Source organism: Amycolatopsis sp. ATCC 39116, from assembly GCF_000231075.2.
GTDB classification, from domain to species: Bacteria; Actinomycetota; Actinomycetes; order Mycobacteriales; family Pseudonocardiaceae; genus Amycolatopsis_E; species Amycolatopsis_E tucumanensis.
Genome location: NZ_AFWY03000029.1, coordinates 18,404 through 40,457 on the forward strand (window position 1 = coordinate 18,404; position 22,054 = coordinate 40,457).

General features: G+C 71.2%; 23 protein-coding genes. 8 read left to right on the forward strand and 15 right to left on the reverse strand.

Annotation, left to right across the window (positions count from 1 at the left end):
• The first annotated feature begins 71 nt into the window (after nt 1-71).
• On the forward strand, nt 72-1,451 hold the full coding sequence (locus AMY39116_RS0325495; RefSeq protein WP_020420449.1) for an FAD-binding oxidoreductase: 1,380 nt from the start codon (nt 72-74) through the stop codon (nt 1,449-1,451).
• Here the strand turns inward: AMY39116_RS0325495 and AMY39116_RS0325500 are convergent.
• A complete protein-coding gene (locus AMY39116_RS0325500) occupies nt 1,448-2,284 on the reverse strand; it encodes an alpha/beta fold hydrolase (protein WP_020420450.1) in 837 nt (278 codons plus the stop codon). The two genes, AMY39116_RS0325495 and AMY39116_RS0325500, sit on opposite strands and share 4 nt — an antisense overlap.
• A gap of 17 nt (nt 2,285-2,301) precedes the next feature.
• Nucleotides 2,302-2,874, reverse strand: a complete 573-nt coding sequence (locus AMY39116_RS0325505; RefSeq protein WP_020420451.1) for a TetR/AcrR family transcriptional regulator — start codon at nt 2,872-2,874, stop codon at nt 2,302-2,304.
• 88 nt (nt 2,875-2,962) lie between these two features.
• On the opposite strand from AMY39116_RS0325505, the gene AMY39116_RS0325510 reads away from it, so the two are divergent.
• Nucleotides 2,963-3,244 carry a helix-turn-helix transcriptional regulator gene (locus tag AMY39116_RS0325510; RefSeq protein ID WP_020420452.1) on the forward strand — a complete coding sequence of 94 codons (282 nt, stop codon included), beginning with the start codon at nt 2,963-2,965 and terminating at the stop codon, nt 3,242-3,244.
• Nucleotides 3,241-3,630, forward strand: a complete 390-nt coding sequence (locus tag AMY39116_RS0325515) for a VOC family protein (protein ID WP_020420453.1) — start codon at nt 3,241-3,243, stop codon at nt 3,628-3,630. The genes AMY39116_RS0325510 and AMY39116_RS0325515 overlap by 4 nt, the downstream gene beginning before the upstream one ends.
• Here AMY39116_RS0325515 and AMY39116_RS0325520 read toward each other — a convergent pair.
• The 9 genes from AMY39116_RS0325520 to AMY39116_RS0325560 all read right to left on the reverse strand — a co-directional run bounded on the left by AMY39116_RS0325520 (nt 3,627) and on the right by AMY39116_RS0325560 (nt 13,498).
• A complete protein-coding gene (locus tag AMY39116_RS0325520; RefSeq protein ID WP_027936220.1) occupies nt 3,627-4,667 on the reverse strand; it encodes an alpha/beta fold hydrolase in 1,041 nt (346 codons plus the stop codon). The two genes, AMY39116_RS0325515 and AMY39116_RS0325520, sit on opposite strands and share 4 nt — an antisense overlap.
• 53 nt (nt 4,668-4,720) lie before the next feature.
• Nucleotides 4,721-5,554, reverse strand: a complete 834-nt coding sequence (locus AMY39116_RS0325525) for an SDR family oxidoreductase (protein WP_020420455.1) — start codon at nt 5,552-5,554, stop codon at nt 4,721-4,723.
• A gap of 33 nt (nt 5,555-5,587) precedes the next feature.
• On the reverse strand, nt 5,588-6,082 hold the full coding sequence (locus tag AMY39116_RS0325530; RefSeq protein WP_020420456.1) for a GNAT family N-acetyltransferase: 495 nt from the start codon (nt 6,080-6,082) through the stop codon (nt 5,588-5,590).
• Nucleotides 6,082-6,849 carry a type I methionyl aminopeptidase gene (gene map, locus AMY39116_RS0325535; protein WP_020420457.1) on the reverse strand — a complete coding sequence of 256 codons (768 nt, stop codon included), beginning with the start codon at nt 6,847-6,849 and terminating at the stop codon, nt 6,082-6,084. The genes AMY39116_RS0325530 and map overlap by 1 nt, the downstream gene beginning before the upstream one ends.
• A 526-nt stretch (nt 6,850-7,375) precedes the next feature.
• The gene (locus AMY39116_RS0325540; RefSeq protein ID WP_235716221.1) at nt 7,376-8,197 is read right to left on the reverse strand and encodes a hypothetical protein; all 822 of its coding nucleotides are present in this window, start codon (nt 8,195-8,197) and stop codon (nt 7,376-7,378) included.
• Entirely contained in the window at nt 8,194-8,685 is a 492-nt protein-coding gene (locus AMY39116_RS0325545) for a SigE family RNA polymerase sigma factor (RefSeq protein WP_020420459.1), read from the reverse strand. Before AMY39116_RS0325545 ends, AMY39116_RS0325540 begins: the two co-directional genes overlap by 4 nt.
• Nucleotides 8,686-8,766: 81 nt before the next feature.
• Complete coding sequence (locus tag AMY39116_RS0325550) at nt 8,767-9,921, reverse strand: acyl-CoA dehydrogenase family protein (RefSeq protein ID WP_020420460.1); 1,155 nt, start codon at nt 9,919-9,921, stop codon at nt 8,767-8,769.
• Complete coding sequence (locus AMY39116_RS0325555; protein ID WP_020420461.1) at nt 9,918-11,879, reverse strand: acetyl/propionyl/methylcrotonyl-CoA carboxylase subunit alpha; 1,962 nt, start codon at nt 11,877-11,879, stop codon at nt 9,918-9,920. The genes AMY39116_RS0325550 and AMY39116_RS0325555 overlap by 4 nt, the downstream gene beginning before the upstream one ends.
• A gap of 5 nt (nt 11,880-11,884) precedes the next feature.
• Entirely contained in the window at nt 11,885-13,498 is a 1,614-nt protein-coding gene (locus AMY39116_RS0325560; protein ID WP_017984665.1) for a carboxyl transferase domain-containing protein, read from the reverse strand.
• Between the two features lie 155 nt (nt 13,499-13,653).
• Between AMY39116_RS0325560 and AMY39116_RS0325565 the strand changes: the two genes are divergently transcribed.
• Nucleotides 13,654-14,232, forward strand: a complete 579-nt coding sequence (locus tag AMY39116_RS0325565; RefSeq protein ID WP_020420462.1) for a dihydrofolate reductase family protein — start codon at nt 13,654-13,656, stop codon at nt 14,230-14,232.
• Nucleotides 14,233-14,280: 48 nt separating this feature from the next.
• Here the strand turns inward: AMY39116_RS0325565 and AMY39116_RS0325570 are convergent, their stop codons facing one another.
• On the reverse strand, nt 14,281-15,060 hold the full coding sequence (locus AMY39116_RS0325570) for an SGNH/GDSL hydrolase family protein (RefSeq protein WP_020420463.1): 780 nt from the start codon (nt 15,058-15,060) through the stop codon (nt 14,281-14,283).
• A 153-nt stretch (nt 15,061-15,213) separates the two neighbouring features.
• On the opposite strand from AMY39116_RS0325570, the gene AMY39116_RS0325575 reads away from it, so the two are divergent.
• Both AMY39116_RS0325575 and AMY39116_RS0325580 read left to right on the forward strand, forming a co-directional pair.
• Complete coding sequence (locus tag AMY39116_RS0325575) at nt 15,214-15,804, forward strand: TetR/AcrR family transcriptional regulator (RefSeq protein ID WP_020420464.1); 591 nt, start codon at nt 15,214-15,216, stop codon at nt 15,802-15,804.
• Between the two features lie 116 nt (nt 15,805-15,920).
• The gene (locus AMY39116_RS0325580; RefSeq protein ID WP_235716223.1) at nt 15,921-16,331 is read left to right on the forward strand and encodes a hypothetical protein; all 411 of its coding nucleotides are present in this window, start codon (nt 15,921-15,923) and stop codon (nt 16,329-16,331) included.
• A 75-nt stretch (nt 16,332-16,406) separates the two neighbouring features.
• Here AMY39116_RS0325580 and AMY39116_RS0325585 read toward each other — a convergent pair whose 3' ends face one another.
• Nucleotides 16,407-16,829: a pyridoxamine 5'-phosphate oxidase family protein gene (locus tag AMY39116_RS0325585; RefSeq protein WP_020420466.1), complete on the reverse strand. Its 423-nt coding sequence runs from the start codon at nt 16,827-16,829 to the stop codon at nt 16,407-16,409.
• An 82-nt stretch (nt 16,830-16,911) separates the two neighbouring features.
• Between AMY39116_RS0325585 and AMY39116_RS0325590 the strand changes: the two genes are divergently transcribed.
• Nucleotides 16,912-17,916: an AraC family transcriptional regulator gene (locus AMY39116_RS0325590; protein ID WP_020420467.1), complete on the forward strand. Its 1,005-nt coding sequence runs from the start codon at nt 16,912-16,914 to the stop codon at nt 17,914-17,916.
• Here the strand turns inward: AMY39116_RS0325590 and AMY39116_RS0325595 are convergent.
• Both AMY39116_RS0325595 and AMY39116_RS0325600 read right to left on the reverse strand, forming a co-directional pair.
• Nucleotides 17,837-18,958 carry a homoserine O-acetyltransferase gene (locus AMY39116_RS0325595; RefSeq protein ID WP_020420468.1) on the reverse strand — a complete coding sequence of 374 codons (1,122 nt, stop codon included), beginning with the start codon at nt 18,956-18,958 and terminating at the stop codon, nt 17,837-17,839. The two genes, AMY39116_RS0325590 and AMY39116_RS0325595, sit on opposite strands and share 80 nt — an antisense overlap.
• Nucleotides 18,959-18,972: 14 nt before the next feature.
• Nucleotides 18,973-20,277: a bifunctional o-acetylhomoserine/o-acetylserine sulfhydrylase gene (locus tag AMY39116_RS0325600; RefSeq protein ID WP_020420469.1), complete on the reverse strand. Its 1,305-nt coding sequence runs from the start codon at nt 20,275-20,277 to the stop codon at nt 18,973-18,975.
• Nucleotides 20,278-20,447: 170 nt separating this feature from the next.
• On the opposite strand from AMY39116_RS0325600, the gene rdmE reads away from it, so the two are divergent.
• A complete protein-coding gene (gene rdmE, locus AMY39116_RS0325605; protein WP_020420470.1) occupies nt 20,448-21,998 on the forward strand; it encodes an aklavinone 12-hydroxylase RdmE in 1,551 nt (516 codons plus the stop codon).
• The last annotated feature ends 56 nt before the right edge of the window (nt 21,999-22,054 follow it).

A 22,054-nucleotide genomic window follows, 5' to 3' on the forward strand; every position in this document is an offset into this window, starting at 1 on the left:
ATCTTCCGGCTCGCCGTAACGCGCAACTCCCGGGTGCGACTCTCCCTACTATCCCGAAGGGAGGCCCGAAGATGACTGGTTACCTGGTCCAGCCCGCCTCGGTGGAAAGGTTCCGCGACGGCTTCGACGGCCGGATCGTCACGCCGGACGACGGCGACTACGAGAGCGTCCGCGGCGTCTTCAACGCCATGATCACCGCCCGCCCGCAGGTCATCGCCCAGTGTGGGACCGTCCGGGACATCACGGCGGCCCTGCGGTTCGCCCGGGAGAACGCCCTGCCGGTCGCCGTGCGGGGTGGGGGTCACAGCGTCGCCGGGGCGTGTCTCGTCGAGGACGGTCTCGTCGTCGACCTGCGCCGCCTCAACGCCGTCACCGTCGACCCCGAGGCGAAGACCGCGACGGCGGGTGGTGGCGCCACCTGGGGCGACTTCGACAGAGCCTGCCAACCCCACGGCCTCGCCACCACCGGCGGCCGCGTGTCGACCACCGGCGTGGCCGGCCTGACCCTGGGCGGCGGCTCCGGCTGGATCGAGCGCAAGTTCGGCCTCGCCTGCGACAACCTCCTCTCCGTCGACCTCGTCACCGCCGACGGCCGCGAGGTCACGGCGAGCGAGCAGGAGAACCCGGACCTCTTCTGGGCACTGCACGGCGGCGGCGGCAACTTCGGCGTCGCCACCCGGCTCACCTTCCGGCTGCACGACCTGCCGGAGTTCTCGATGGCCCTGATGCTGTGGCCCGGCGACCAGGGACGCGCCGTCGCCGGCGTCTACCGCGACCTCATGCGCACCGCGCCGGAGGAGATCGGCGGCGGCCTGCTCTACCTCACCGGCCCGCCCGAGGAGTTCGTGCCCGGCCACCTCGTCGGCCGGCTCTGCTGCGGCGTCCTGGTCACCTGCACCGGCCCGGAAACCCGGCTGCGCGAAACGATCGGCCCGCTGCTCGCGACCGCCCCGCAGGGCCAGGTCATCACCGACGTCCCCTACGCCGGCCTCCAGTCCATGCTCGACGACCCAGCCGGCTTCCGGAACTACTGGTCCGACGAGAACCTGCGCGAACTGCCCGACGAAGCCCTCGACCGGTTCTGCGAGCGCGCGCTGGACATGGTGGTGCCGTCACCGTCGCAGCACGCGCTGCTGCCGTGGGGCGGCGCCGTCGCCCACGGCCAGGACTGGCCGGGGTTCGACCGCGACAACCAGTGGGCCGTGCACCCGCTGGGCCTGTGGGCCGATCCGGCCGACGACGACCGCGCCATCGCGTGGGCCCGCAACCTGCGCGCCGACATGCGGCCGTGGGCCTCCGGCGACGTCTACCTCAACTTCATCGGCGACGAGGGCGACGACCGCATCGTGGCCGGCTACGGCGAGGAGAACTACCGGCGCCTGCAACGCATCAAGGCCGACTACGACCCGGACAACGTCTTCAACCGCTGGCACGACATCAAGCCGGCCTAACCAAGGAGAGCGCGCAGCGCCGCGGCGAACTGCGTGGGGCGTTCGACGGGTCCGAGGTGGCCGCCCGGCAACTCGGTCAGCGGCAGGCCGAGGCCGGCGGCCAACGCGGCGGCGGCCCGGTACGGCAGCTGGCCCCGCGAGTCGATCCCGGCAGCGGGGACCAGTCGCGGGCCGAGCGCGGCCAGGTCGACGTCCGCGGACGTGAACGGCACCAGGACGTGCTCCAGGAACAGCGGCTGGAGTTCGCTCAGGCGGCCGAACAGCTCCAGCAGCTCCGGCGTCGGCGGCTCCGGGCTGGTTTCGGCGTAGCCCTCCAGCCAGTCGCCGGGGTGGCGCAACTCCGGGGTCGCCACGCCGGGTCCGGGCGCCGTCATGGCCTCGGTCATCAGCCGGGACGCCTCCGCCAGGTCCCCGGTGCGCGCCGCCGCCCGCACCGCCTCGATCGCGGCCCGGTGCCGATCGGCGTCCGGCAGCAGGCCGAACACCGGCGGCTCGTGGACCACCGCGAGGCGCACCCGCTCGGGGTGGCGGGCAAGCAGGTCGAGGGTCGTGATGGCGCCTGCGCTGAACGCGAACACCGCGGGCGGCTCGTCGAAGAGCGCGTCGATCAGGCCGAGCACGTCCTCGGCGTAGGCCTTCGGGCTCTGGTCGCCGTCCGGCCGCGCCGACACCAGGCGACTGGACATGGCGACGACGCGGTAGTCGTCGGCCAGGTGCGCGGCGAGCCCGTCGAAGACGCCGGCGTGGCCCGCCCCGCCGGGCAGGAGCAGCAGCGGCGGGCCGTCGCCGCGCTCGTGGTAGTCGATGGGGGTGCCGTCGAGCGTGATGCGCATGGGTTTCTCCGGTCCGGTCAGTGGATCTTCGTCCAGTTGGTCAGGGTGTGGTGGAGCGCGTCGACGGCCCGGCGCCACGAGACGTCCAGGCTGTGGTCGGCGGTGAAGGCGCCGGTGGCTTCCAGGTCGCTGAAGCCGTGCAGGGTGCTGCGCAGGAACCGGACCGCGTCGGTGGCGTCCGGTTCGGACAGGTCGTACCCGCGCAGCAGCGCGTAACAGACCTCGATGATGCGCATGACGCCTGGCGTTTCGGCGGCCCGCTCGGGCGGCACCGGGTGCCGGGTGGCGGCGTAGCGCCCCGGGTGCTCCGTCGCCAGGGTGCGGTACGTGTCGGCGAAGGCGGTCAGCGCGTCACGGCCGGCGCGTCCGGCCACGGCCGCGCTCAGCGCCTCAGCCCACTCGGAGAGCGCCCGCAGCGCCACACGTTCCTGCAGGTCGGCGAGGCCGCGGATGTGGGTGTAGAGGCTGGCGTCGCGAACGCCGAACCGCTTCGCGAGCGCCGCGAGCGTCACGTTCTCGAAGCCGATCTCGTCGGCCAGGTCGGCGGCGGCCGACACCAGCGCGTCCGGCGTGATCCTCCCACGCGGCATGTTTCCTAACCTCCCTAGGACTGGTCCTAATGTACACAGGGGAACGTAGAGTTGACAGGCAAGTATTCACTTGCCTATCGTTGCGGGCGTGGGTGACGTCTTCAAAGCCCTGGCCGACCCCACGCGCCGCACGATCCTCGACGAACTGACCGACCGGGACGGGCAGACGCTCTTCGAACTCTGCGCCCGGCTGGTGTCCATCCACGGGCTGAGTTCGTCACGGCAGGCGGTCTCGCAGCACCTCGACGTGCTGGAGTCCGCCGGTCTGGTCGAGTCGAGGCGTGAGGGCCGGTACAAGTTCCACTACATCAACACGGATCCGCTCGAACCGATCTTCGAGCGGTGGCTCAGGAAGAGGGGACGGACATGAGGATCAGCCTGGCGAGCGTGCTCGTCGACGACCAGGAGAAGGCGCTGCGGTTCTACACGGACGTGCTGGGCTTCGTGAAGAAGCACGACATCCCGATGGGCGCGGACCGGTGGCTGACGGTGGTGTCGCCGGAGGACCCGGAGGGCACCGAACTGCTGCTGGAGCCGAGCGGGCACCCGGCGGCGAAGCCGTTCAAGGACGCGCTCGTCGCGGACGGCATCCCGTGGACCATGTTCGCCGTGTCCGACGTGCAGGCCGAGTACAAGCGGATGCGTGAGCTCGGCGTGCGGTTCACGCAGGAGCCGACGGACATGGGCACCGTGATCACCGCGGTGTTCGACGACACCTGCGGCAACCTCATCCAGATCGGCCAGATGAAGTCCTAATCGGACACCTGATCGCCGAGGAACGCGTCGATGTGCCGCCAGGTGGTGTCCCGTGCGCGGCGGCCGGTCAGCACGCCGAGGTGCCCGCCCGGGGCCGTCTCGAACCGCACGTCCGGCGCGTTCTCCAGCAACGGCACCAGCCGCTCCACGGCGCGCCGCGGGGCGATGGTGTCGTTGCGCCCGGCGATCACCAGCGTCGGAACCTTCACGCCGGACAGCGAGATGATCCGCCCGTTCAGGTCGAGCCCGCCCTCGACGAGGTCGTTGGCGCGGAAGAACCGGTGGTACATCTGGCCGAACGTGCGGCCGGGGTACGCGATCATGTTGTCCATGAAGTGGTCGACCGCCTCGATCTGGGCGAGGTAGTCCCGGTCGCCGAGGTTCTGCAGGATCGCCAGCGGCTTGGTCAGCTGCTTGTTGATGCCCGTCGCCCAGAACACGCGTTCGACCACATAGGACGGTGCACCGCCGAGCATCCGGTACAGCGGGGTGAGCAGGTAGCCGCCGGTGAGGTCCACCAGCGGCCGGAACGGCGCGACCAGCGGGATGGCGGTGAAGTCGACCGGCGAGGCGACCGTGGTGATCGACTGCACCGGCAGGTCGGGGCGGTCGGCCGTGGTCAGCAGGGAGAACAGCCCGCCGAGGCACCACGCGACCAGGTGCACGCCGCGCCCGCCGGAGTCCTCGCTGACCTTGCGGATGGCGCGCGGCAGCACCTCGTCGATCCAGTGCTCGATGCCCAGCCTGCGGTCGGAGAACGCGACGGTGCCGTAGTCCACCAGGTAGGTGCGACGGCCCCGGTCGACCAGGTGCTCGGCGAGGCTGCAACCGCGCCGCAGGTCGAAGCACAGGGCGGGGGCGGCCAGCGGCGGCACGAGCAGCACCGGATCACCCTCGTGCGACGGGCTCATCCGGTACAACGACCGGTTCGGGCCCTGGTCGACCAGCACGCGCGGCACCGGCCGCAGGTCGGCGAGACCGCCGCGCAGGACGCCGAGCGCGTTGGCCGCCATCGCGGTCACTGCGGGTACCACCATCTACCTCGAAACTCCGTTCACCGCACCGATCCTTCCCCGGGACCGACGCTACTTCAAGGCTGCCTCACCCTCGCTTCGTACTCCGCTCGCGCACCCGCGTGCGCCTGGGTGAACACCTTGTCGGCGCCGATCGCGCGCATGAACCACTCCGCCGCCGCACGTGGCAGCAGGCGGCTGACGCGACCGGTCACGTCGAGCGATTTCGGGACGAACACGTCGAACCGCGGCTTCTGCAGCGTCCCGACGATCGCCTTCGCCACGTCCTCCGGCCGCAGGGACGGGAAGAGCCTGGTCTCGGGCAGGCCGTCGGCGAGGTGCGTGCGGACGACCGCGGGCATCACGCACGAGATGTCCACCCCGGACCCGCGCAGCTCCTGCCGCACCGCTTCGGACAGGCCGACGACGGCGTGCTTGGTGGCGCAGTAGGTCGCCGCGCCGGGGAACCCGGCCTTGCCCGCCATCGAGGCGACGTTGACGATGTGTCCGCGGCCGCGCGGGCGCATGCGGCGGACGGCCTCGCGGGTGCCGTGGATGACCGCGTGCAGGTTGACGTCGATCTGCTTCGCCGTGGCCGCGTCGTCCTCGTCGGCCAGCGGCGACAGCAGCATGACGCCGGCGTTGTTGATCAGGACGTCGATGGGCCCGAGGCGGCGCTCGACCTCGTCCAGGAACTCGGTGAAGCCGCGGTGGTCGGTCACGTCGAGCGGCAGGGCGAGCGTGTCGCCGCCCAGTTCACCCGCCGTCTTCTCGGCCAGGACCGGGTCGAGGTCGCCGATGACGACCTTCGCACCCAGCCGCACCAGGGCGGCGGCCGTGGTGGCGCCGATCCCTTGCGCGCCTCCGGTGATCACGATGACCTTGCCGAGCAACGTTGCCATGGCGGCCATACTGCCCGGTAACTGACATTCGCGCCAGAGGTGTCACACTCGCTGTTCGAAGATCTGGACCCACACGTCGTCGCGCACGCGCACCCGCTCGGTCGGCGTGAACCCCTGGCCCTCGTAGTAGCGGACGAGCTTGCCGTCGCCGCCGGCCCAGCAGTCCACGCGCAGCAGGCCGATGCCGCGGTCGCGGGCGTCCTGGCGGGCGAACTCCAGCAGCCGGGCGCCGACGCCGCGGTGCTCGCGGGAGGCCAGCAGCAGCGTCACATACACCTCGGGCTCGTCGACCGGCGGCGTGTACGGCAGCGGGTGGTCGAGGATCAGGGCACCGGCCGGCGCACCGTCCGAAGTGGCCAGGAACGGGCGGCCGTCACGCAGCATCGTGCGGACGCGCTCGACCTTCGCCGGGTCCGCCGACCACGGTTCCGTGCCCCATTGGCCGGCGCTGCCGCGGGCGACGAGCCATTCGACGGCCGCGTCGAACAGCCCCAGGACGATGTGCAGGTCGGCCTCGCCGGACTCGCGGATCTCCATCACGGCGCCGTCAGCACGAGCGGGCCGTCCGAGGTGACGGCGATGGTGTGCTCGACGTGCGCGGCGCGGGAGCCGTCGCTGGTCAGGATCGTCCAGCCGTCGTCGGCGTAGCGGTAGTCGTCACGGCCGCCCGCGAGGAACATCGGCTCGATCGCGATGACCAGCCCTTCCCGCAGCGGCATCCCCTTGCCCGCGACGGCTTCGTTCGGCACGTGCGGCGCTTCGTGCATCGCGCGGCCCACGCCGTGACCCCCGTGGTCGGCGAGCAACCCGTACCCGGCGCGACGCCCGATCTGGGCGATCGCGTGGCCGATGTCGCCCATCCTGTTCCCGGGGCGGGCCTGCTCGATGCCCGCCCACATGCCCCGCTCGGTGGCGGCGATGAGGTCGAGGTCGGCCTGGTTCGCGCTGCCGACGACGAAGCTGACCGCGGCGTCCCCGTGCCAGCCGTCGACGTGCGCGCCGAAGTCGACGCTCAGCAGATCGCCGTCGCGGAGGCGGTAGTCGGTCGGGATGCCGTGCACGACGGCGTCGTTGACGCTGGTGCAGAGCACAGCCGGATAGGGCGACGGCGCGAAGCGCGGGTGGTAGTGCAGGAAGGACGACTTGGCGCCCTCGTCGTTGAGGATGTCCGCGGCGAGCTGGTCCAGCTCACGCAGACTGGTGCCGACGGCCGCCTGCTCGCGGACGCTCTGGAGCACCTTCGCGACGACCCGCCCCGCGGCGCGCATGGCGTCCAGCTCGCCACGACTCTTCAGCTCGATCACTTCTCACCTCGCCGGTATAGTTATACCGGAAGTTATAGCACCGCGCCCCAGAACCCAAGGTAGCTGGGTGGTCATCCCGTCGCCTGACACTGGACGATCACCTTGAGCCAGGGCCGCAACCCTCGCTGGGTCCGGCGGCCGAAAGCACAAAGCTTGCGGCCCTGGCTCAAGGTGATATGCACAAACCGGAAGGCGACGGGATGACCACCCGGCGACCACCCACCCGAGGTGACCTAACAACGGTCCCCTGGTCATCCCGGAGCCTGCCCGTCCGGCGAGGACATCTCTTGATCTTTAAACCCGCGCTGTCGCGCGGAAAATGCGCCTCACGGCGCCGAACGGTCACCTTACGACCACCCCCGCCCCCGATGCCTGATTGTGTTTCAGTCGCCGAGCAGCCGTGTCAAGGCGGGAAAGCGTGCCTTGACACGGCTGGTCGGCGACTAAAGATCGGCTGTGGATCGGGGGCGGGGGAGGTCTGGTTGGGGTAGTCGCTTGCTTTTCGTTGCCGGGCGGCGGGTTGTCCTCAGCAGTTGTGTGTTGTCAGTTCCAGGCGTAGGGCGAAGATCTTTTGCGATGGGTCCGTGTTGAACACGTACACCGCTTTCGGGTTGCCTGGCACTGGTGCGGTGATGACGTAGTTGGCGGTCGTGGCGTTGGGGTACGCCGCCATCACTTCGGCGTCCGTCGAGCCGACTCCGATTCCCTCCGGCGTGGTCACCCCGGGCTTCGCGCTGATGCGCGCCACCCCGTAGGTGGGTGATATGTCGACCGGGCTTCCGCCGCCGCGCAGCCAGTACCGGTGGCACGAGCTGCCCGAGTAGCCCTCGCTCATGTCGAACTCGTCGGTGGCCACCGCGTCGGCCTCGCTCATGCCCAGCACGAGCCTGCCCCAGCCGGTGGGGCCGATCGTCGGGTCGGTGGACGCCGGGCGTTGCGCCGATCCGGTCGGCGTGCTGGAACTCCGCGACGGGCTGTGCGGGGTGCTGTGCGAACCCGTCATGCTCGGGACGCTCGTCACCCCCGCCGACGACTGCGGCGGCGGCACGCTGGAGCTGGTCGGGACCGGCGGCAGACCCGACTCCGGGCCGGCGCTCGTCGCGATCGTCGTCACCGGGAGGTTCGTCGCGGGCAGCGTGTCCGTGCGGCCACCACCGACCCCGGACAGGGCGATGCCCACCGCGGTGACCGCGACCAGCGTCAACGCCCCGCCGGTCGCCGCCGCCGCGTTGCGCCGGTGGCGGCGTCGCCGGGCGCCGGCCACCACCAGCAGCTCCGCGCCGGGCCGGACGGGCACGTCGAGGCGCTCATCCTCGAACAACCGGCTCAGTTCGTCCTCGAGGTTCACCACTCGTCACCCACCCCCACCAGGCTCCCCAGCTTCCCGCGCAGGCTGGCCAGCGCCTTGCTGGCCTGGCTCTTCACCGTCCCGGGGCTGATCCGCATCGCATCGGCGATCTCGGCTTCGGACAGCCCCTCGTAGTACCGGAGCACGACGACGGTCCGCTGCCGCGGCGGCAAGGCCGCGAGCGCCTGCCACAACGGCTCGTTCTCGAGCCGGTCGGGCGGGGTGTAGGGAGGCGGTTCCGGGATGTCGGCGACCAGGCTCTCCCGCCGCCTGCTGCGCCACCTGCTGACGTGAGTGTTCGCCATGGCTCGCTTCACGTACGGCAGCGGGCTCTCCGCACCGCGCAACGTCCCCCACCGGACGCCGATCTTCTCCAGGACGATCTGCACCAGGTCGGCCGCGTCATGGGGGTTGCCGGTCAGCAAGTGACCGTAACGGAGCAGCCCAGGCAACGCCGCCCGCACGAACTCCGCGAAATCCTCGTCCACCGCGCCCCCTGCTCAGCCGTCCCGGCCCGTCCGGGCGGTACACGCGCAGGGGGCGCGGCAGGTTGCCTCAGTTCACCGGATTCAGCGAAGACCCAGCTCACGGGCGATGAGCATCCGCTGCACCTCGCTCGTGCCCTCACCCACCTCGAGGATCTTCGCGTCCCGGTAGAACCGTCCGACCGGGAACTCGTTCATGAACCCGTAGCCGCCGAAGATCTGCGTCGCGTCGCGGGCGTTGTCCATCGCAGCGTTCGAGGCGACCAGCTTCGCGATCGAGGCCTCCTTCTTGAACGGCTCACCACGCAGCATCTTCGACGCCGCGGCGTAGTAGGCCAGCCGGGCGGTGTGCGCGCGCACCTCCATGTCCGCGATCTTGAACTGGATCGCCTGGTACTCGCCGATGCGGTGCCCGAACGCCTCCCGCTCCCCCGCGTACCGCAGGCACTCGTCCACACAGCCCTGCGCCAGCCCGACGCTGAGCGCGGCGATGGCGACCCGGCCCTCGTCCAGGATGGACAGGAACTGCGCATAACCGCGACCGCGCTCGCCGAGCAGGTTCTCCGCGGGCACCCGGCAGTCGTCGAAGGACAACTCGTGGGTGTCCGAGGCGTTCCAGCCGACCTTCGAGTACTTCGGCGCCACCGTGAACCCGGGCGTGCCGGACGGCACGATGATTGCCGAGATCTCCTTGCCACCGCCCGGTTTCTCCCCGGTCACCGCGGTGACGGTGACCAGCCGGGTGATGTCGGTGCCGGAGTTGGTGATGAACGACTTGCTGCCGTTGATCACCCACTCGTCGCCGTCCAGCTTCGCCGTGGTGCGGGTCGCGCCCGCGTCCGAACCACCGCCGGGCTCGGTGAGCCCGAACGCGCCCAGCGCCTCCCCGGAGCACAGCGACGGCAGCCACTTCTCCTTCTGCTCCGCGGAACCGAAGCGGAACAACGGCATCGCGCCCAGCGACACGCCCGCTTCGAGCGTGATCGCCACCGACGAGTCGACCCGCGCGAGCTCCTCCAGCGCCAGGCACAGCGCGAAGTAGTCGCCGCCCATGCCGCCGTACTCCTCCGGGAACGGCAGCCCGAACAGGCCCATCCGCGCCATGCCCCGCACGATCTCGTACGGGAACTCCTCGCGCTCGTAGAAGCCGCCGATGACGGGCGCGACCTCCTTCTGCGCGAAGTCGTGCACGCTCTTGCGCAGCGCCTCGTACTCTTCACCGAGCCGGAAGTCGATCATTTCTGCTCCTTGACCACCGCGAGCGTCTCGTCGAGGGCCACCTGCTGGCCCACCTGGACGCGGAGTTCCTCGACCACGCCGTCGACCGGGGCGACCAGCGTGTGTTCCATCTTCATCGCCTCGACGACCAGCAGCGGCGCGCCCGCGCTCACCACGTCGCCCTGCGCGACCTTGACCACCAGCACCGTGCCGGGCATCGGGCTCACCACCGGGCCCGCCTCGCTCGCGTCGCCGTGCGTGGCGAGCAGGTTGGGCCGCTCGCCGACCACCACGCCGTGCCCGTCCCGGCCGAGCCACACCCGGTCCTGCGGCGCGTCGGCCCGCAGGTACCGGCGGAACTCGCCGTCGTAGTGCACTTCGAGCCGATTCCCGTCGCGCCGCGCGGAAACCGGGATCGGCTCGCCACCGTCCACAGTAACCTGTGCGGCGTCCGGCGGGCCCTCGATCGTGACGAGCGCTTCGGCGTCCCCGGCACGCAACCGGAACGTGACGCCGCCCGGCCCGCCGAGCCGCCACCCGCTGGGCACCGCCCACGGGTCGGACGTGTCCTCCGGCACCAGCCCGAGCAGCCGGTCCATCGCGGCGGCGACGAAGAACTCGTCCGGCACCGCGGATTCGACCAGTTCGTCCAGCCGCCGCTCGACGAGGCCCGTGTCCAGCTTCCCGGCCTGCACGTCCGGGTCGGCGAGCAAGGCGCGCAGGAACGTCACGTTGGTCGGCACGCCCAGCACGGACGTCCCGGCCAGCGCCCGGTCCAGCCGGTGCAGCGCGGACGCCCGGTCCGGACCCCACGCGATGACCTTCGCCAGCATCGGGTCGTAGTTCGAGCCGACCACCGAGCCCTCGGCCAGCGAGGAGTCGACCCGGACACCCTGCCCGCGCGGCTCGTCGAGCGCCAGCACGGTGCCACCGGTCGGGACGAACCCGCGCGCCGGGTCCTCCGCGTACACGCGGGCCTCGACGGCGTGCCCGTTGAGGCGGATGTCGTCCTGCGTCAGGGAAAGCGGCTCGCCCGCGGCGACCCGCACCTGCCATTCGACGAGGTCGAGTCCGGTCACCATCTCGGTCACCGGGTGCTCGACCTGCAGCCGGGTGTTCATCTCCATGAAGAAGAACTCGTCCGGCTTGCGCGCGGAGACGATGAACTCGACGGTGCCCGCGCCGACGTAGCCGACCGAGCGGGCGGCTTCGACGGCGGCCGCGCCCATCCGCGCCCGGGTCTCCTCGTCGAGCAGCACCGACGGCGCCTCCTCGACGATCTTCTGGTGCCGCCGCTGCAGGCTGCACTCGCGTTCGCCCAGGTGCAGGACCGTGCCGTGGGTGTCGGCGAGCACCTGGATCTCGATGTGCCGCGGGGTGGTGACGAACCGCTCCAGCAGCAGCCGGTCGTCCCCGAAGGCCGAGCGGGCCTCGCGCTGCGCGGACTCGACCGCGGCCGCGAGCTCGCCGGGCTCGGTGACCAGCCGCATGCCCTTGCCGCCGCCGCCCGCGGAGGGCTTGAGCAGCAACGGGTAGCCGACCTCGTCGGCCGCCTTCGCGAAGTCGTCCACATCGGACAGCCCGGGCACCACGGGCACGCCGGCAGCGGAAACCGTGGCCTTGGCCCGGATCTTGTCGCCCATGGCGTCGATCGCGCTCACCGGCGGGCCGATGAACACCAGCCCGGCCTTCTCGCACTCGGCGGCGAACTCGGCGTTCTCCGCGAGGAACCCGTAACCGGGGTGGACGGCCTGCGCTCCGGAATCCACGGCGGCGCGCACGATGTCCGGGATGGACAGGTAACTGCGGGTCGCCTCGGCGGGCCCGATGCGGATCGCGGTGTCGGCCTCGTGCACGTGCCGCGCGTCGGCGTCGGCGTCGCTGTAGACCGCGACCGAGCGGATGCCCAGGCGCCGCAGGGTGCTGATGACGCGAACCGCGATCTCGCCGCGGTTGGCGATGAGGACTGTGTCGAACATGCCCCTCACATCCGGAAGACGCCGTAGCTGACGGGTTCCAGCGGCGCGTTCGCCGCGACCGACAACGCGAGCCCGAGCACCGTGCGGGTGTCCGCCGGGTCGATCACGCCGTCGTCCCACAGCCGCGCGGTCGAGTAGTAGGGACTGCCCTGCTCCTCGTACTGGCGGCGGATGGGCTCCTTGAACGCCTCTTCCTCCTCGGCGGGCCACTCGCCGCCGCGGCTCTCGATCGAATCGCGGCGCACGGTCGCCAGCACCGACGCGGCCTGCTCACCGCCCATCACGGAGATCCGGGCGTTCGGCCACATCCACAGGAAGCGAGGCGAGTACGCCCGCCCGCACATGGAGTAGTTGCCCGCGCCGAACGAGCCGCCGATGATGACGGTCAGCTTCGGCACCCGGGCGCACGCCACGGCGGTGACCATCTTCGCGCCGTGCTTGGCGATGCCGCCGGCCTCGTAATCCCTGCCCACCATGAACCCGCTGATGTTCTGCAGGAAGACCAGCGGGATCGAGCGCTTGTCGCACAGCTCGATGAAGTGCGCGCCCTTCATGGCCGACTCGGCGAACAGGACGCCGTTGTTCGCGACGATCCCGACCGGGTGGCCGTGGATGTGCGCGAAACCGGTGACCAGGGTGGCGCCGTACTCCTTCTTGAACTCGTTGAAGCGGCTGCCGTCGACGATGCGCGCGATGACCTCACGCACGTCGTACGGGGTGCGCGAGTCGGTGGGCACGACGCCGTAGAGCTGCTCCGGGTCGACCGCGGGCGCCTCGACCTGGCGGACCTCCCACGGGCGCGGGCTGCGCGGGCCGAGGGTGGCGACGATGTTGCGGACGATCGACAGGGCGTGCGCGTCGTCGTTGGCGAGGTGGTCGGTGACACCGGACTGGCGGGCGTGCACGTCCCCGCCGCCCAGCTCCTCGGCCGTGACGACCTCGCCGGTCGCGGCCTTCACCAGCGGCGGGCCGCCGAGGAAGATCGTGCCCTGGTTGCGGACGATGACGGCCTCGTCGCTCATCGCCGGGACGTACGCGCCACCGGCGGTGCAGGAGCCGAGGACGGCCGCGATCTGCGGGATCCCGCGCGCGGACATGGTCGCCTGGTTGTAGAAGATGCGGCCGAAGTGCTCGCGGTCCGGGAACACGTCGTCCTGCTTGGGCAGGAACGCGCCGCCCGAGTCGACCAGGTAGATGCACGGCAGGTTGTTGTGCAGGGCGACTTCCTGCGCACGCAGGTGCTTCTTGACCGTCATCGGGTAGTAGGTGCCGCCCTTGACGGTCGCGTCGTTGGCGACGATGACGCACTCGCGGCCCGAGACGCGCCCGATGCCGGTGATGATGCCGGCGGCGGGGGCCTCGTCGTCGTACAGCCCGTTGGCGGCCAGGGGCGACAGCTCCAGGAACGGCGAGCCCGGGTCGAGCAGCGCGTCGACGCGGTCCCGCGGCAGGAGCTTGCCGCGTTCCACATGCCGGGCGCGCGCCTTCTCGGGGCCACCCGTTCGGGCGGCCGCCAAGCGCTTGCGCAGATCCTCGACCAGCTCCGCGTGCGCGGTCGCGTTCCGGGCGTACTGCTCGCTTCGCGGGTCCGCGGAGGTGCCGAGCACCGGGAAGTCCATGACCCTCCTCATCCGACGCCGGACGTGGTTAGTAGTCGTTAACGTTCGGGTCGATGTTAACCACTACTAACGTGCGATGTCCAGATTCGGGCACACGAGGGCGTCGAATCGTGGTGGGCTCGTCCGACGTGGCAGTGAGAGACGAGGAGGACACCATGACCGCGACCTACACATTCGACGTCTTCACCAGCCTCGACGGCTTCGGCGCGGCCGGCGGCGACTGGACCGGCTACTGGGGCAAACAGGGCCCCGAGCTGCTGGAACGCCGCCTCGCCCTGTACGACGAGGAGCCGCGGATCGTCTTCGGCGCGAACACGTACCGGGCGTTCACGCAGATGCTGGCCGAGAGCACCGAGGACTCCGACGTCCGCGACCCGTGGGTGACCCGGATGCGGAGCCTGCCGGCCACGATCGTGTCGTCGACGCTGCGGGAACCGCTCGACTGGCCGGACGCGACCGTGGTCAGTGGCGACGCCGTTGACGTCATCAGGCGGCTCAAGGAGGAGTCGGAGGCGCCGCTGCGCTCGCACGGCAGCCTCTCGCTGAACCGGGCGCTGATGGCCGCCGGCCTGGTCGACCGCCTGCACGTGACGCTCTTCCCGGTGATCACCGCCAAGACCGGGCTGGACCCGATCTTCGCCGGCGGCGCCGACTTCGACTTGGAGCTCATCGAGCACCGGACGCTCGACGGGCACATCCAGGAGCTGATCTACCGGCCCACGGTGCACGGCTGACCACACGAAAGGGGCGGCCGCACCGCGCGGCCGCCCCTTCGGAAAACGTCAGCCCAGCGCCGCCACCAGCGACGGGTAGTAACCCTGGGCCTGCCCGGTCGCCGTCGGGTGGTAGGACTCGTCGATCGGGTACGTCACGCTGTGCAGCCACGCTGAACCGGAGCAGATCTCGTGCCCGGTGAAGGCCGGACGCACGTCCGCGAAGGCGAATCCCGCCTCCGAGGCCTCCTTCTGGATGACCGAGTCGAGCGCGTCGGCCCCGCTGTTGATGTACCCGCGCGAGGTGTCGGACAGCCCGACCGAGCAGGACCCGCCGATCTTGTAGAAGTGCGGGTAGCCCAGCACGATCACCGTCGCCTCCGGGGCGCGGGACCGGATCTCGCCGTAGGTCTTCTCCAGCAGCCCCGGCAGCGTGCCGTTGACGAACGCCTTCGCGTTGTCGATCGCGGTCTTGCAGCCCGAGTCCCCGCCGAGGATGCAGTCCTGCATGACACCCGCGAACCCGGCGTCGTTGCCGCCGACGCTGATCGTCACCAGGTCGGTCTCCCCGGACAACGCGCTCACCTGGTTGTTCAGCACGTCCGAGGTCTTCGCGCCGGAACACGCCTGGAAGTTCAGCGAAGCCGACGTCTGCCCGGCGTAGAGCACCGGGTAGGCGTTCGAGCTGCGCTTGCAGCTGGACGAGTCCAGGTAGTTGCCGGCGCCGACCCCGGAGGAGTAGGAGTCGCCGAGCGCGACGTAGTCGAGGGTGGCGGCGTTCGCCACCCCGGAGGTGAGGCCGATCGTGGCGAGGGCCGCGACGACGGTGGTTGCAAGCGTTCTCAGCACAGCGGGGACCACCTTCCGTGAGTAATCAACTCAATGAACGATTACCAGGTGCAATGCTCACAAGGGAGCCCCTTTTAGTAGGCTTTTCGGCTACCAACAGGTGACAGGAGCCGGACGTTAGCGCTCGCTAACCTGACTCGATAAGATGTTCACGTGTCGACGAGTCCCACACCGCTGGTCACCGGCGAGAAGGCCACCCGCCGCGAGGAGATCCTGAGCGCGGCCGCGGAGCTGTTCGCCCGGCACGGCTTCCACGGCGTCGGCATCGACGACATCGGCGCGGCCGTCGGCATCTCCGGCCCCGCGCTGTACCGGCACTTCCGCAGCAAGGACGCGATGCTCGGGGAGATGCTGAACTCGATCAGCCACTACCTCCTCGACGGCGGCACGGCGCGCGTCGACGCCACCGCCGACCCGCAGCAGGCGCTGGCGGAGCTGGTCGAGTTCCACGTCGACTTCGCGCTCACCCACCCGTCGCTGATCACGGTGCAGGAACGCAACCTCGCGAACCTCACCGACGCCGACCGCAAGCAGGTGCGGGCCCTGCAGCGTCGTTACGTAGAGATATGGGTGAAGGTCATTCGCGATGCCGTCCCCGGAGTGGGGGAACGTCAGGCACGCTCGGCGGCACACGCCGTGTTCGGGTTGATCAACTCCACGCCGTACAACCGCCATCTGGACGACGACGAACTGGCCGTCCTGCTGCGGCGCCTCGCCCTCGGCGCGCTGCAGTCCGCCGCGTGATCATCGCGTCACTCGTTTTTCCCACTACCGTTGAACGCCTTTCCCCGGCTTTGATAGATCCCGTGACCCAGGACCGGCAGCAGCTGATCTCGCGGGCGCAGCGCGCTCTCGTCGCGATGCAGCTCGGCCGAGACGACGACGCGCTCGACGAGGTGGCCCCGTCGAGCCGGGACGAGACGCGCGAGCTGATGCTGCTCCTGTTCGAGGAGTGCAGCACGATGGTGACCACGCTCGGTGACGGCGGCAGCGCCCCGGTCAAGGTGCAGGTGTTCGACGAGACCGGTGAAGAGGTGTCGATCGACCAGGCCGACCCGCCGGTGCGCACCGCCGTCCGGACACTGCTCGCGGAGGTGCACGGCAACACCGAGGCCGCCGCGGAGCAGGTGGAGATCGCCCTGGCGAGCGCCAACCGCGAAGAGGTGGACAGCCTGACGCTGCAGGCGCTGCGCTGGACGGTGCGGCTGTCGGCCGAGTGCCTGGAGCGGGACCTGCCGGTCACCGACTGGATCTCCGAGGCGCTGACCTGACCGGGACTGATCGCCGCGCCGGACCGGCCGCCGCTGGTCCGGTTCCGGCGGGCCGGCACGTCCGGAACCGGCCTGTCAGTAGTGGTAGCGGCGCACGGTCTCCGGGTGGATGACGATGCGGACCAGTTCTCCGGCCGTGATCTCGGCGAGGTCCGCGGCGCGGGCCGGGTCGTCGAGGTCCCAGTAACGGGCGGCCAGGCGGGCGCTCAGCTCCCGCGCGCCATCCGGTTCCAGCGTGACCCGGCCGGCGACCGACACCCATCGCTCGCGTTCACCGACCGGCGCGGCGACAACGATCGAGGCGCGCGGATCGCGGCGCAGCTGCCGCAACTTGGGCGAGTCCGGCATGCTGAACAGCTGGATCGTGCCGTCGTTGGCGGCCTCGAACCACACGGGCCGCGGCTGCGGCGGGACCGGGCCCGCGGCCACGGTCAGGAACCCGTGCAGGGGACGGCGGAGGAACTCGATGTCGTCGTTGGTCAGCGAACTGTCGCTCATGATCCCGATTGAACACCGCGGCCCCGGACGAGCACATGGCTGAAAGGCCGGATCACCTGTGTGATCGTCTAACCTGGTCGACGTGGACGTGTTCAGCGATCTGATCCGCGGGGTGCGCGCCCACGGCTCGCTGTTCGGCAGCACGACCCTGTCCCCGCCGTGGAACCTGCACTTCGTGGACGGCGCGCCGCTGACCCTGTGCACGGTGCTCACCGGGGAGGGCTGGATCGTGCCGGAACACCACCGGCCCGAGCGGCTGCGCGCCCGCGAGACGATCATCGTGCGCGGACCAGGGACCTTCACCTTCGTCGACGAGCCGGGCACGCGTGCCGAGCCGGTCGCGTGTGGCGAGTTCTGCGCGACGCCCGAGCAGGGCGGGACGCGGTACCGGCTCGGGTGGCACGACCACGGCGACGGCGCGACGACGCTGATCGTCGGCGCCTACCCGGTGCGCGGCGAGATCAGCCGCCGGTTGCTGGACGCGCTGCCCGTCGTGGTGCGCGTTGGCGGCACCGGAGACACCTCCGACCCCGTGCTGGACCACCTCGCCGCCGAGGTCGCCATCGACGCGCCGGGCCAGCAGGTCGTGCTCGACCGGCTGCTGGACTGGCTGCTGGTCTGCACGCTGCGCGAGTGGTTCGACCGGCCCGGCGGCGAGCCCCCGGCGTGGTGGGCCGCGCAGCGCGACCCGGTGGTCGGCCGCGCGCTGCGCCTGCTGCACGCCGAGCCGGCGGCGCCGTGGACCGTCGCCGCGCTGGCGCAGCGCACCGGCGTGTCGCGGTCGACCCTGGCCAAGCGGTTCGCCGACCTGATGGGCGAACCGCCGCTGACCTACCTGACCCGCTGGCGCATGACGCTCGCCGCCGACCGGCTGGTGGCGCAGGAAGCCGCGACCATCGGCGAGATCGCGCGCTCCGTCGGCTACGCCGACCCGTTCGGGTTCAGCGCGGCGTTCAAACGGGTCCGGGGCGTCAACCCGAGCGAGTTCCGGCGCGACCGGACCGGGGTCAGTGCAGCAGCGCCTTCACCAGCGCCGACACCTGCGCGACCTCGATCAGGAACGAGTCGTGCCCGTACGGCGAGGTGATCTCCGCGGCCTCGCCCGCGCCCGGGATTCCCGCCGCCAGCTCGTGCGCCTGCCGCATCGGGTAGAGGCGGTCGGAATCGACGCCCGCGATCACGCTGCGCGCGGTCACCCCGGCCAGCGCGGCGCCGACGCCACCGCGGTCGCGGCCCACGTCGTGCGTGTTCATCGACCGCGTCAGCCACACGTAGGAGGCCGCGTCGAAGCGGCGCACCAGCTTGTCCGCGTGGTGGTCGAGGTAGGACTCCACGGCATAGCGGCCGTCGTCGAACGGGTCCTCCTCGCCCTGCGGCGACCGGCCGAACCGCTGGTCCAGCTCCAGTGAGCTGCGGTAGGTCACGTGCGCGATCCGCCGCGCGACGCCCAGCCCGCGGTGCGGGCCCCCGCCCGGCGGCGCGTCGTGGTAGTCGCCGCCGCGCCAGCCCGGGTCCGACGTGATCGCGTGCAGCTGCGGCGCGGCCCACGCGATCTGGTCGGCCGAGGACGCGGCGGGCGCGGCCAGCACCAGCAACGCCGCGACCCGGGACGGGAACGTCGCCGCCCACTCCAGCGCCCGCATGCCGCCCATCGACCCGCCGAGCACCGCGGCCCACCGCTCGACACCCAGCTGGTCGGCCACCACGGACTCGGCACGGACCTGGTCGCGGATCGTGATGCGCGGGAACCGGCTCCCCCACGTCCGGCCGTCCGGGTCCGGCGACGACGGCCCGGTCGATCCCTGGCAGCCGCCGAGCACGTTGGGCACCACGACGAACAGCTCGTCGGTGTCCAGCGCGCGGCCCGGCCCGATCAGGCCGTCCCACCAGCCCGGCGTGGGGTGCCCCGGCCCGGCCTCACCGGCGGCGTGGCTGTCGCCGGTGAGGGCGTGCTCGATCAGGACCGCGTTGGAGCCGTCGGAGTTCAGCGTGCCCCACGTCTCGTACGCGATCCGGTACTCCGGCAGCGAGCCACCGGCGTCCAGCCGCAGCTGTCCGCCTGCGGCCCACTGCCGCCGTCCCGGTGGATCCCCCTCCCGCCACGCACCCGTCGCAGGCGGCAGATCCACAGTGGACGGTTGTGTCACAGGGCCGCCTTCGCCGCCCGGAACCCGGCCTCGAGGTCGGCCTTGAGGTCCTCCAGGCCCTCCAGCCCGACGGCGAGCCGCACCAGGCCCGGCGTGACACCGCTGGCGAGCTGCTCCTCCGGGCCGAGCTGGCTGTGGGTGGTGCTGGCGGGGTGGACGATGAGGCTGCGCACGTCACCGATGTTAACCAGCTGGCTGTGCAGCTCGGTGCCGTCGACGAACTTCCGCCCGGCCTCCACGCCGCCACGCAGCTCGAACGACAGCACCGCACCGGCGCCCTGCGGCAGGTACTTCTGCGCCAGGTTGTAGTGCGGGCTCGACGGCAGGCTCGCGTAGTAGACGCGCTCGACCTCGTCGCGCTGCTCCAGCCACTCGGCCAGCGCCTTCGCGTTGCTGACGTGCCGCTCGACGCGCAGCGACAGCGTCTCGATGCCCTGCAGGATCAGGAAGCTGTTCAGCGGCGCGATCGCCGCGCCGGTGTCGCGCAGCAGCTGGACGCGGGCCTTCGCCGCGTACGCGCCGGGGCCGAGGGCCTCCCAGTACTTGAGGCCGTGGTAGCTGGGGTCCGGCTCGGTGAAGCCGGGGAAGCGGTCGCCGTGCGCGCCGAAGTCGAAGGTGCCGCCGTCGACCAGGACGCCCGCGACCGTGGTGCCGTGGCCGCCGAGGTACTTCGTGGCCGAGTGGACGACGACGTCCGCGCCGTGCTCGATCGGGCGCAGCAGGTACGGCGTCGGGATGGTGTTGTCCACGATCAGCGGCACGCCCACCTCGTGCGCCAGGTCGGCGATCGCCCGGATGTCCAGCACGTCGCTGCCCGGGTTGGCGAGCGTCTCGCCGAAGAACGCCTTGGTGTTCGGGCGGACGGCGGCCCGCCACTGCTCCGGGTCGTCCTGCTGCTCGACGAACGACACCTCGACACCCAGCTTCGGCAGGGTGTAGCGGAAGAGGTTGTAGGTGCCGCCGTACAGCTTCGCGCCGGACACGATGTGGTCGCCGGCGTTGGCGACGTTCAGGATCGCCGCCGTGGTGGCCGCGGAACCGGACGCGAACGCCAGCGCGGCCACGCCGCCTTCGAGCGCGGCGAGGCGCTGCTCGAGGACGTCCTGGGTCGGGTTCATGATGCGGGTGTAGATGTTGCCCGGCTCGGCGAGGCTGAACAGGTCGGCACCGTGCTGGCTGTCACGGAAGACGTACGACGTCGTCTGGTAGATCGGGGTCGCGCGGGCGCCCGTGGCCGGGTCGGGGCTCGCGCCGGCGTGGATCTGCTTGGTCTCGAAGGACCAGGCCTGCGACTCGGTCATCGTCGTTCTCCTTGGTGCGTGGGCTGTTCAGCGGAAGGCGCCGCCTCCGAAGTTAGTCAAAACGGATCAACCATCCCAACCGGTTCCCACGCTGTGGATTTTCCTCGCTTGCTTAATCTCTTAGTTTCTAAGATACTTGGCGAACGGGATTTCCACAGTGAGGAGGAACCATGGAACGAGTCGACGTCCTGGTCGTGGGGGCCGGGCTGGGTGGCCTGTCCGCGAGCGTGTTCCTGGCGCTCGGCGGGGTGAACGTGCTGACGGTGGAACGGCACCCCGGCACGTCGCTGCACCCGCGGGCGTCCGGGCAGACGCCGCGGACGATGGAGCTGTACCGGTTCGCCGGGATCGACCGGAAGGTGCTCGGCGTCAGCGAGCGTGCCTCGCAGGGGCTGCGGATCACCGTCGCAGCGAGCCTGAGCGGACCGGTGTTCCACCGGATCGTCGAGGACCTCGGGGAGAGCGACCTGAGCGCGGCGACCGCGGCGCCGTGGGGCATGGCCGGGCAGGACGTGGTCGAGCCGATCCTGCTGGAGCGGGCGCGCGAGGCGGGCGCGGACGTGCGGTTCTCGACGGAACTGGTGTCGTTCACGCAGGACGCCGACGGGGTGACCGCGGTGCTGCGCTCCCGCGCCGGCTCGGAGACGACCGTGCGCGCGTCGTACCTGGTGGCCGCGGACGGCGGGCGGAGCCGGATCCGGGAGGCGCTCGGGATCGGGACCTCCGGGCTCGGCGCGATCGCGCAGTCGATCGGGGTGGTGTTCGACGCCGATCTCGGCGACCGGCTGCTGCCCGGCGTGACCGACCTGTTCTACCTGCAGCACCCGGAGTTCACCGGCGCGCTGGTGAACACCGACGTGCCCGGCCGGTACGTGTGCGCGGTAGACATCGGGCCCGGTGAGACGGCCGACGACTTCCCCGAGGAGCGGCTGGTCCACCTGATCCGGGTGGCGACCGATCTGCCGGACCTGGAGCCGAAGATCCAGTGGACGGGCGCGTGGGAGATGGCGGCGCGGGTCGCCGACCGGTTCGCCGCGGGCCGGGTGTCCCTGGTCGGCGACGCCGCCAAGGTCACGCCGCCGACCGGCGGCATGGGCGGGAACACCGCGGTCGGCGACGGGCACGACATCGCGTGGAAGCTGGCCGCGGTGCTCCGCGGCGACGCCGGGCCCGGGCTGCTGGACAGCTACGAAGCCGAGCGCAAGCCGATCGCGGAGATGGTGGTCAGCACTTCGCTGCACAACGCGAAGGAGCGGATGGTGCCGGACCTCGACCTGACCGGGGTGGCCCCGCCGGTCGACCAGATGGCGCTCACGCTGGGATTCCGCTACCGGTCGGGCGCGGTGCTGGCCGAGGACGACGACCTGCTGGAGAACCCGGTGGAGCCGTCCGGCCGTCCCGGGTTCCGCGCGCCGCACGTCCCCACCGCGACCGGCTCCACTTGGGACTTCCTCGGCCACGGCTGGGTCGTCTTCGGCACCGGCGGCTGGCGCGACGCGGTCGCGGAGGTGCGTGCGGAGACGGGCATCGCGTTGGAGTACCGGGAGTGCGGCACCGATTTCGACGACCCCACGGGCGTGTTCCGCGCGCGGTTCGGGTTGGGCGACGGCGGCGCCAGCCTGGTGCGGCCGGACGGGATCGTGGCGTGGCGGAGCCCCGGCGCCGCCGCCGACCCGGCCGCCACGTTGTGGGACGTGCTGGCCCGGGTGCTGAGCAGGTAGCCGTGAGTGGCGGCGCGGGAGCCACTCGCGCCGCCACTCGCCCGCCGTCGAGCCGT

Coding starts and splice junctions, on each gene's coding strand:
- AMY39116_RS0325495 (WP_020420449.1), top strand. CDS start 72: ATGACTGGTTACCTGGTCCAGCCCGCCTCGGTGGAAAGGTTCCGCGAC.
- AMY39116_RS0325500 (WP_020420450.1), bottom strand. CDS start 2,284: ATGCGCATCACGCTCGACGGCACCCCCATCGACTACCACGAGCGCGGC.
- AMY39116_RS0325505 (WP_020420451.1), bottom strand. CDS start 2,874: ATGCCGCGTGGGAGGATCACGCCGGACGCGCTGGTGTCGGCCGCCGCC.
- AMY39116_RS0325515 (WP_020420453.1), top strand. CDS start 3,241: ATGAGGATCAGCCTGGCGAGCGTGCTCGTCGACGACCAGGAGAAGGCG.
- AMY39116_RS0325520 (WP_027936220.1), bottom strand. CDS start 4,667: ATGGTGGTACCCGCAGTGACCGCGATGGCGGCCAACGCGCTCGGCGTC.
- AMY39116_RS0325525 (WP_020420455.1), bottom strand. CDS start 5,554: ATGGCCGCCATGGCAACGTTGCTCGGCAAGGTCATCGTGATCACCGGA.
- AMY39116_RS0325530 (WP_020420456.1), bottom strand. CDS start 6,082: ATGGAGATCCGCGAGTCCGGCGAGGCCGACCTGCACATCGTCCTGGGG.
- AMY39116_RS0325550 (WP_020420460.1), bottom strand. CDS start 9,921: ATGATCGACTTCCGGCTCGGTGAAGAGTACGAGGCGCTGCGCAAGAGC.
- AMY39116_RS0325555 (WP_020420461.1), bottom strand. CDS start 11,879: ATGTTCGACACAGTCCTCATCGCCAACCGCGGCGAGATCGCGGTTCGC.
- AMY39116_RS0325560 (WP_017984665.1), bottom strand. CDS start 13,498: ATGGACTTCCCGGTGCTCGGCACCTCCGCGGACCCGCGAAGCGAGCAG.
- AMY39116_RS0325565 (WP_020420462.1), top strand. CDS start 13,654: ATGACCGCGACCTACACATTCGACGTCTTCACCAGCCTCGACGGCTTC.
- AMY39116_RS0325580 (WP_235716223.1), top strand. CDS start 15,921: ATGCAGCTCGGCCGAGACGACGACGCGCTCGACGAGGTGGCCCCGTCG.
- AMY39116_RS0325585 (WP_020420466.1), bottom strand. CDS start 16,829: ATGAGCGACAGTTCGCTGACCAACGACGACATCGAGTTCCTCCGCCGT.
- AMY39116_RS0325600 (WP_020420469.1), bottom strand. CDS start 20,277: ATGACCGAGTCGCAGGCCTGGTCCTTCGAGACCAAGCAGATCCACGCC.
- rdmE (WP_020420470.1), top strand. CDS start 20,448: ATGGAACGAGTCGACGTCCTGGTCGTGGGGGCCGGGCTGGGTGGCCTG.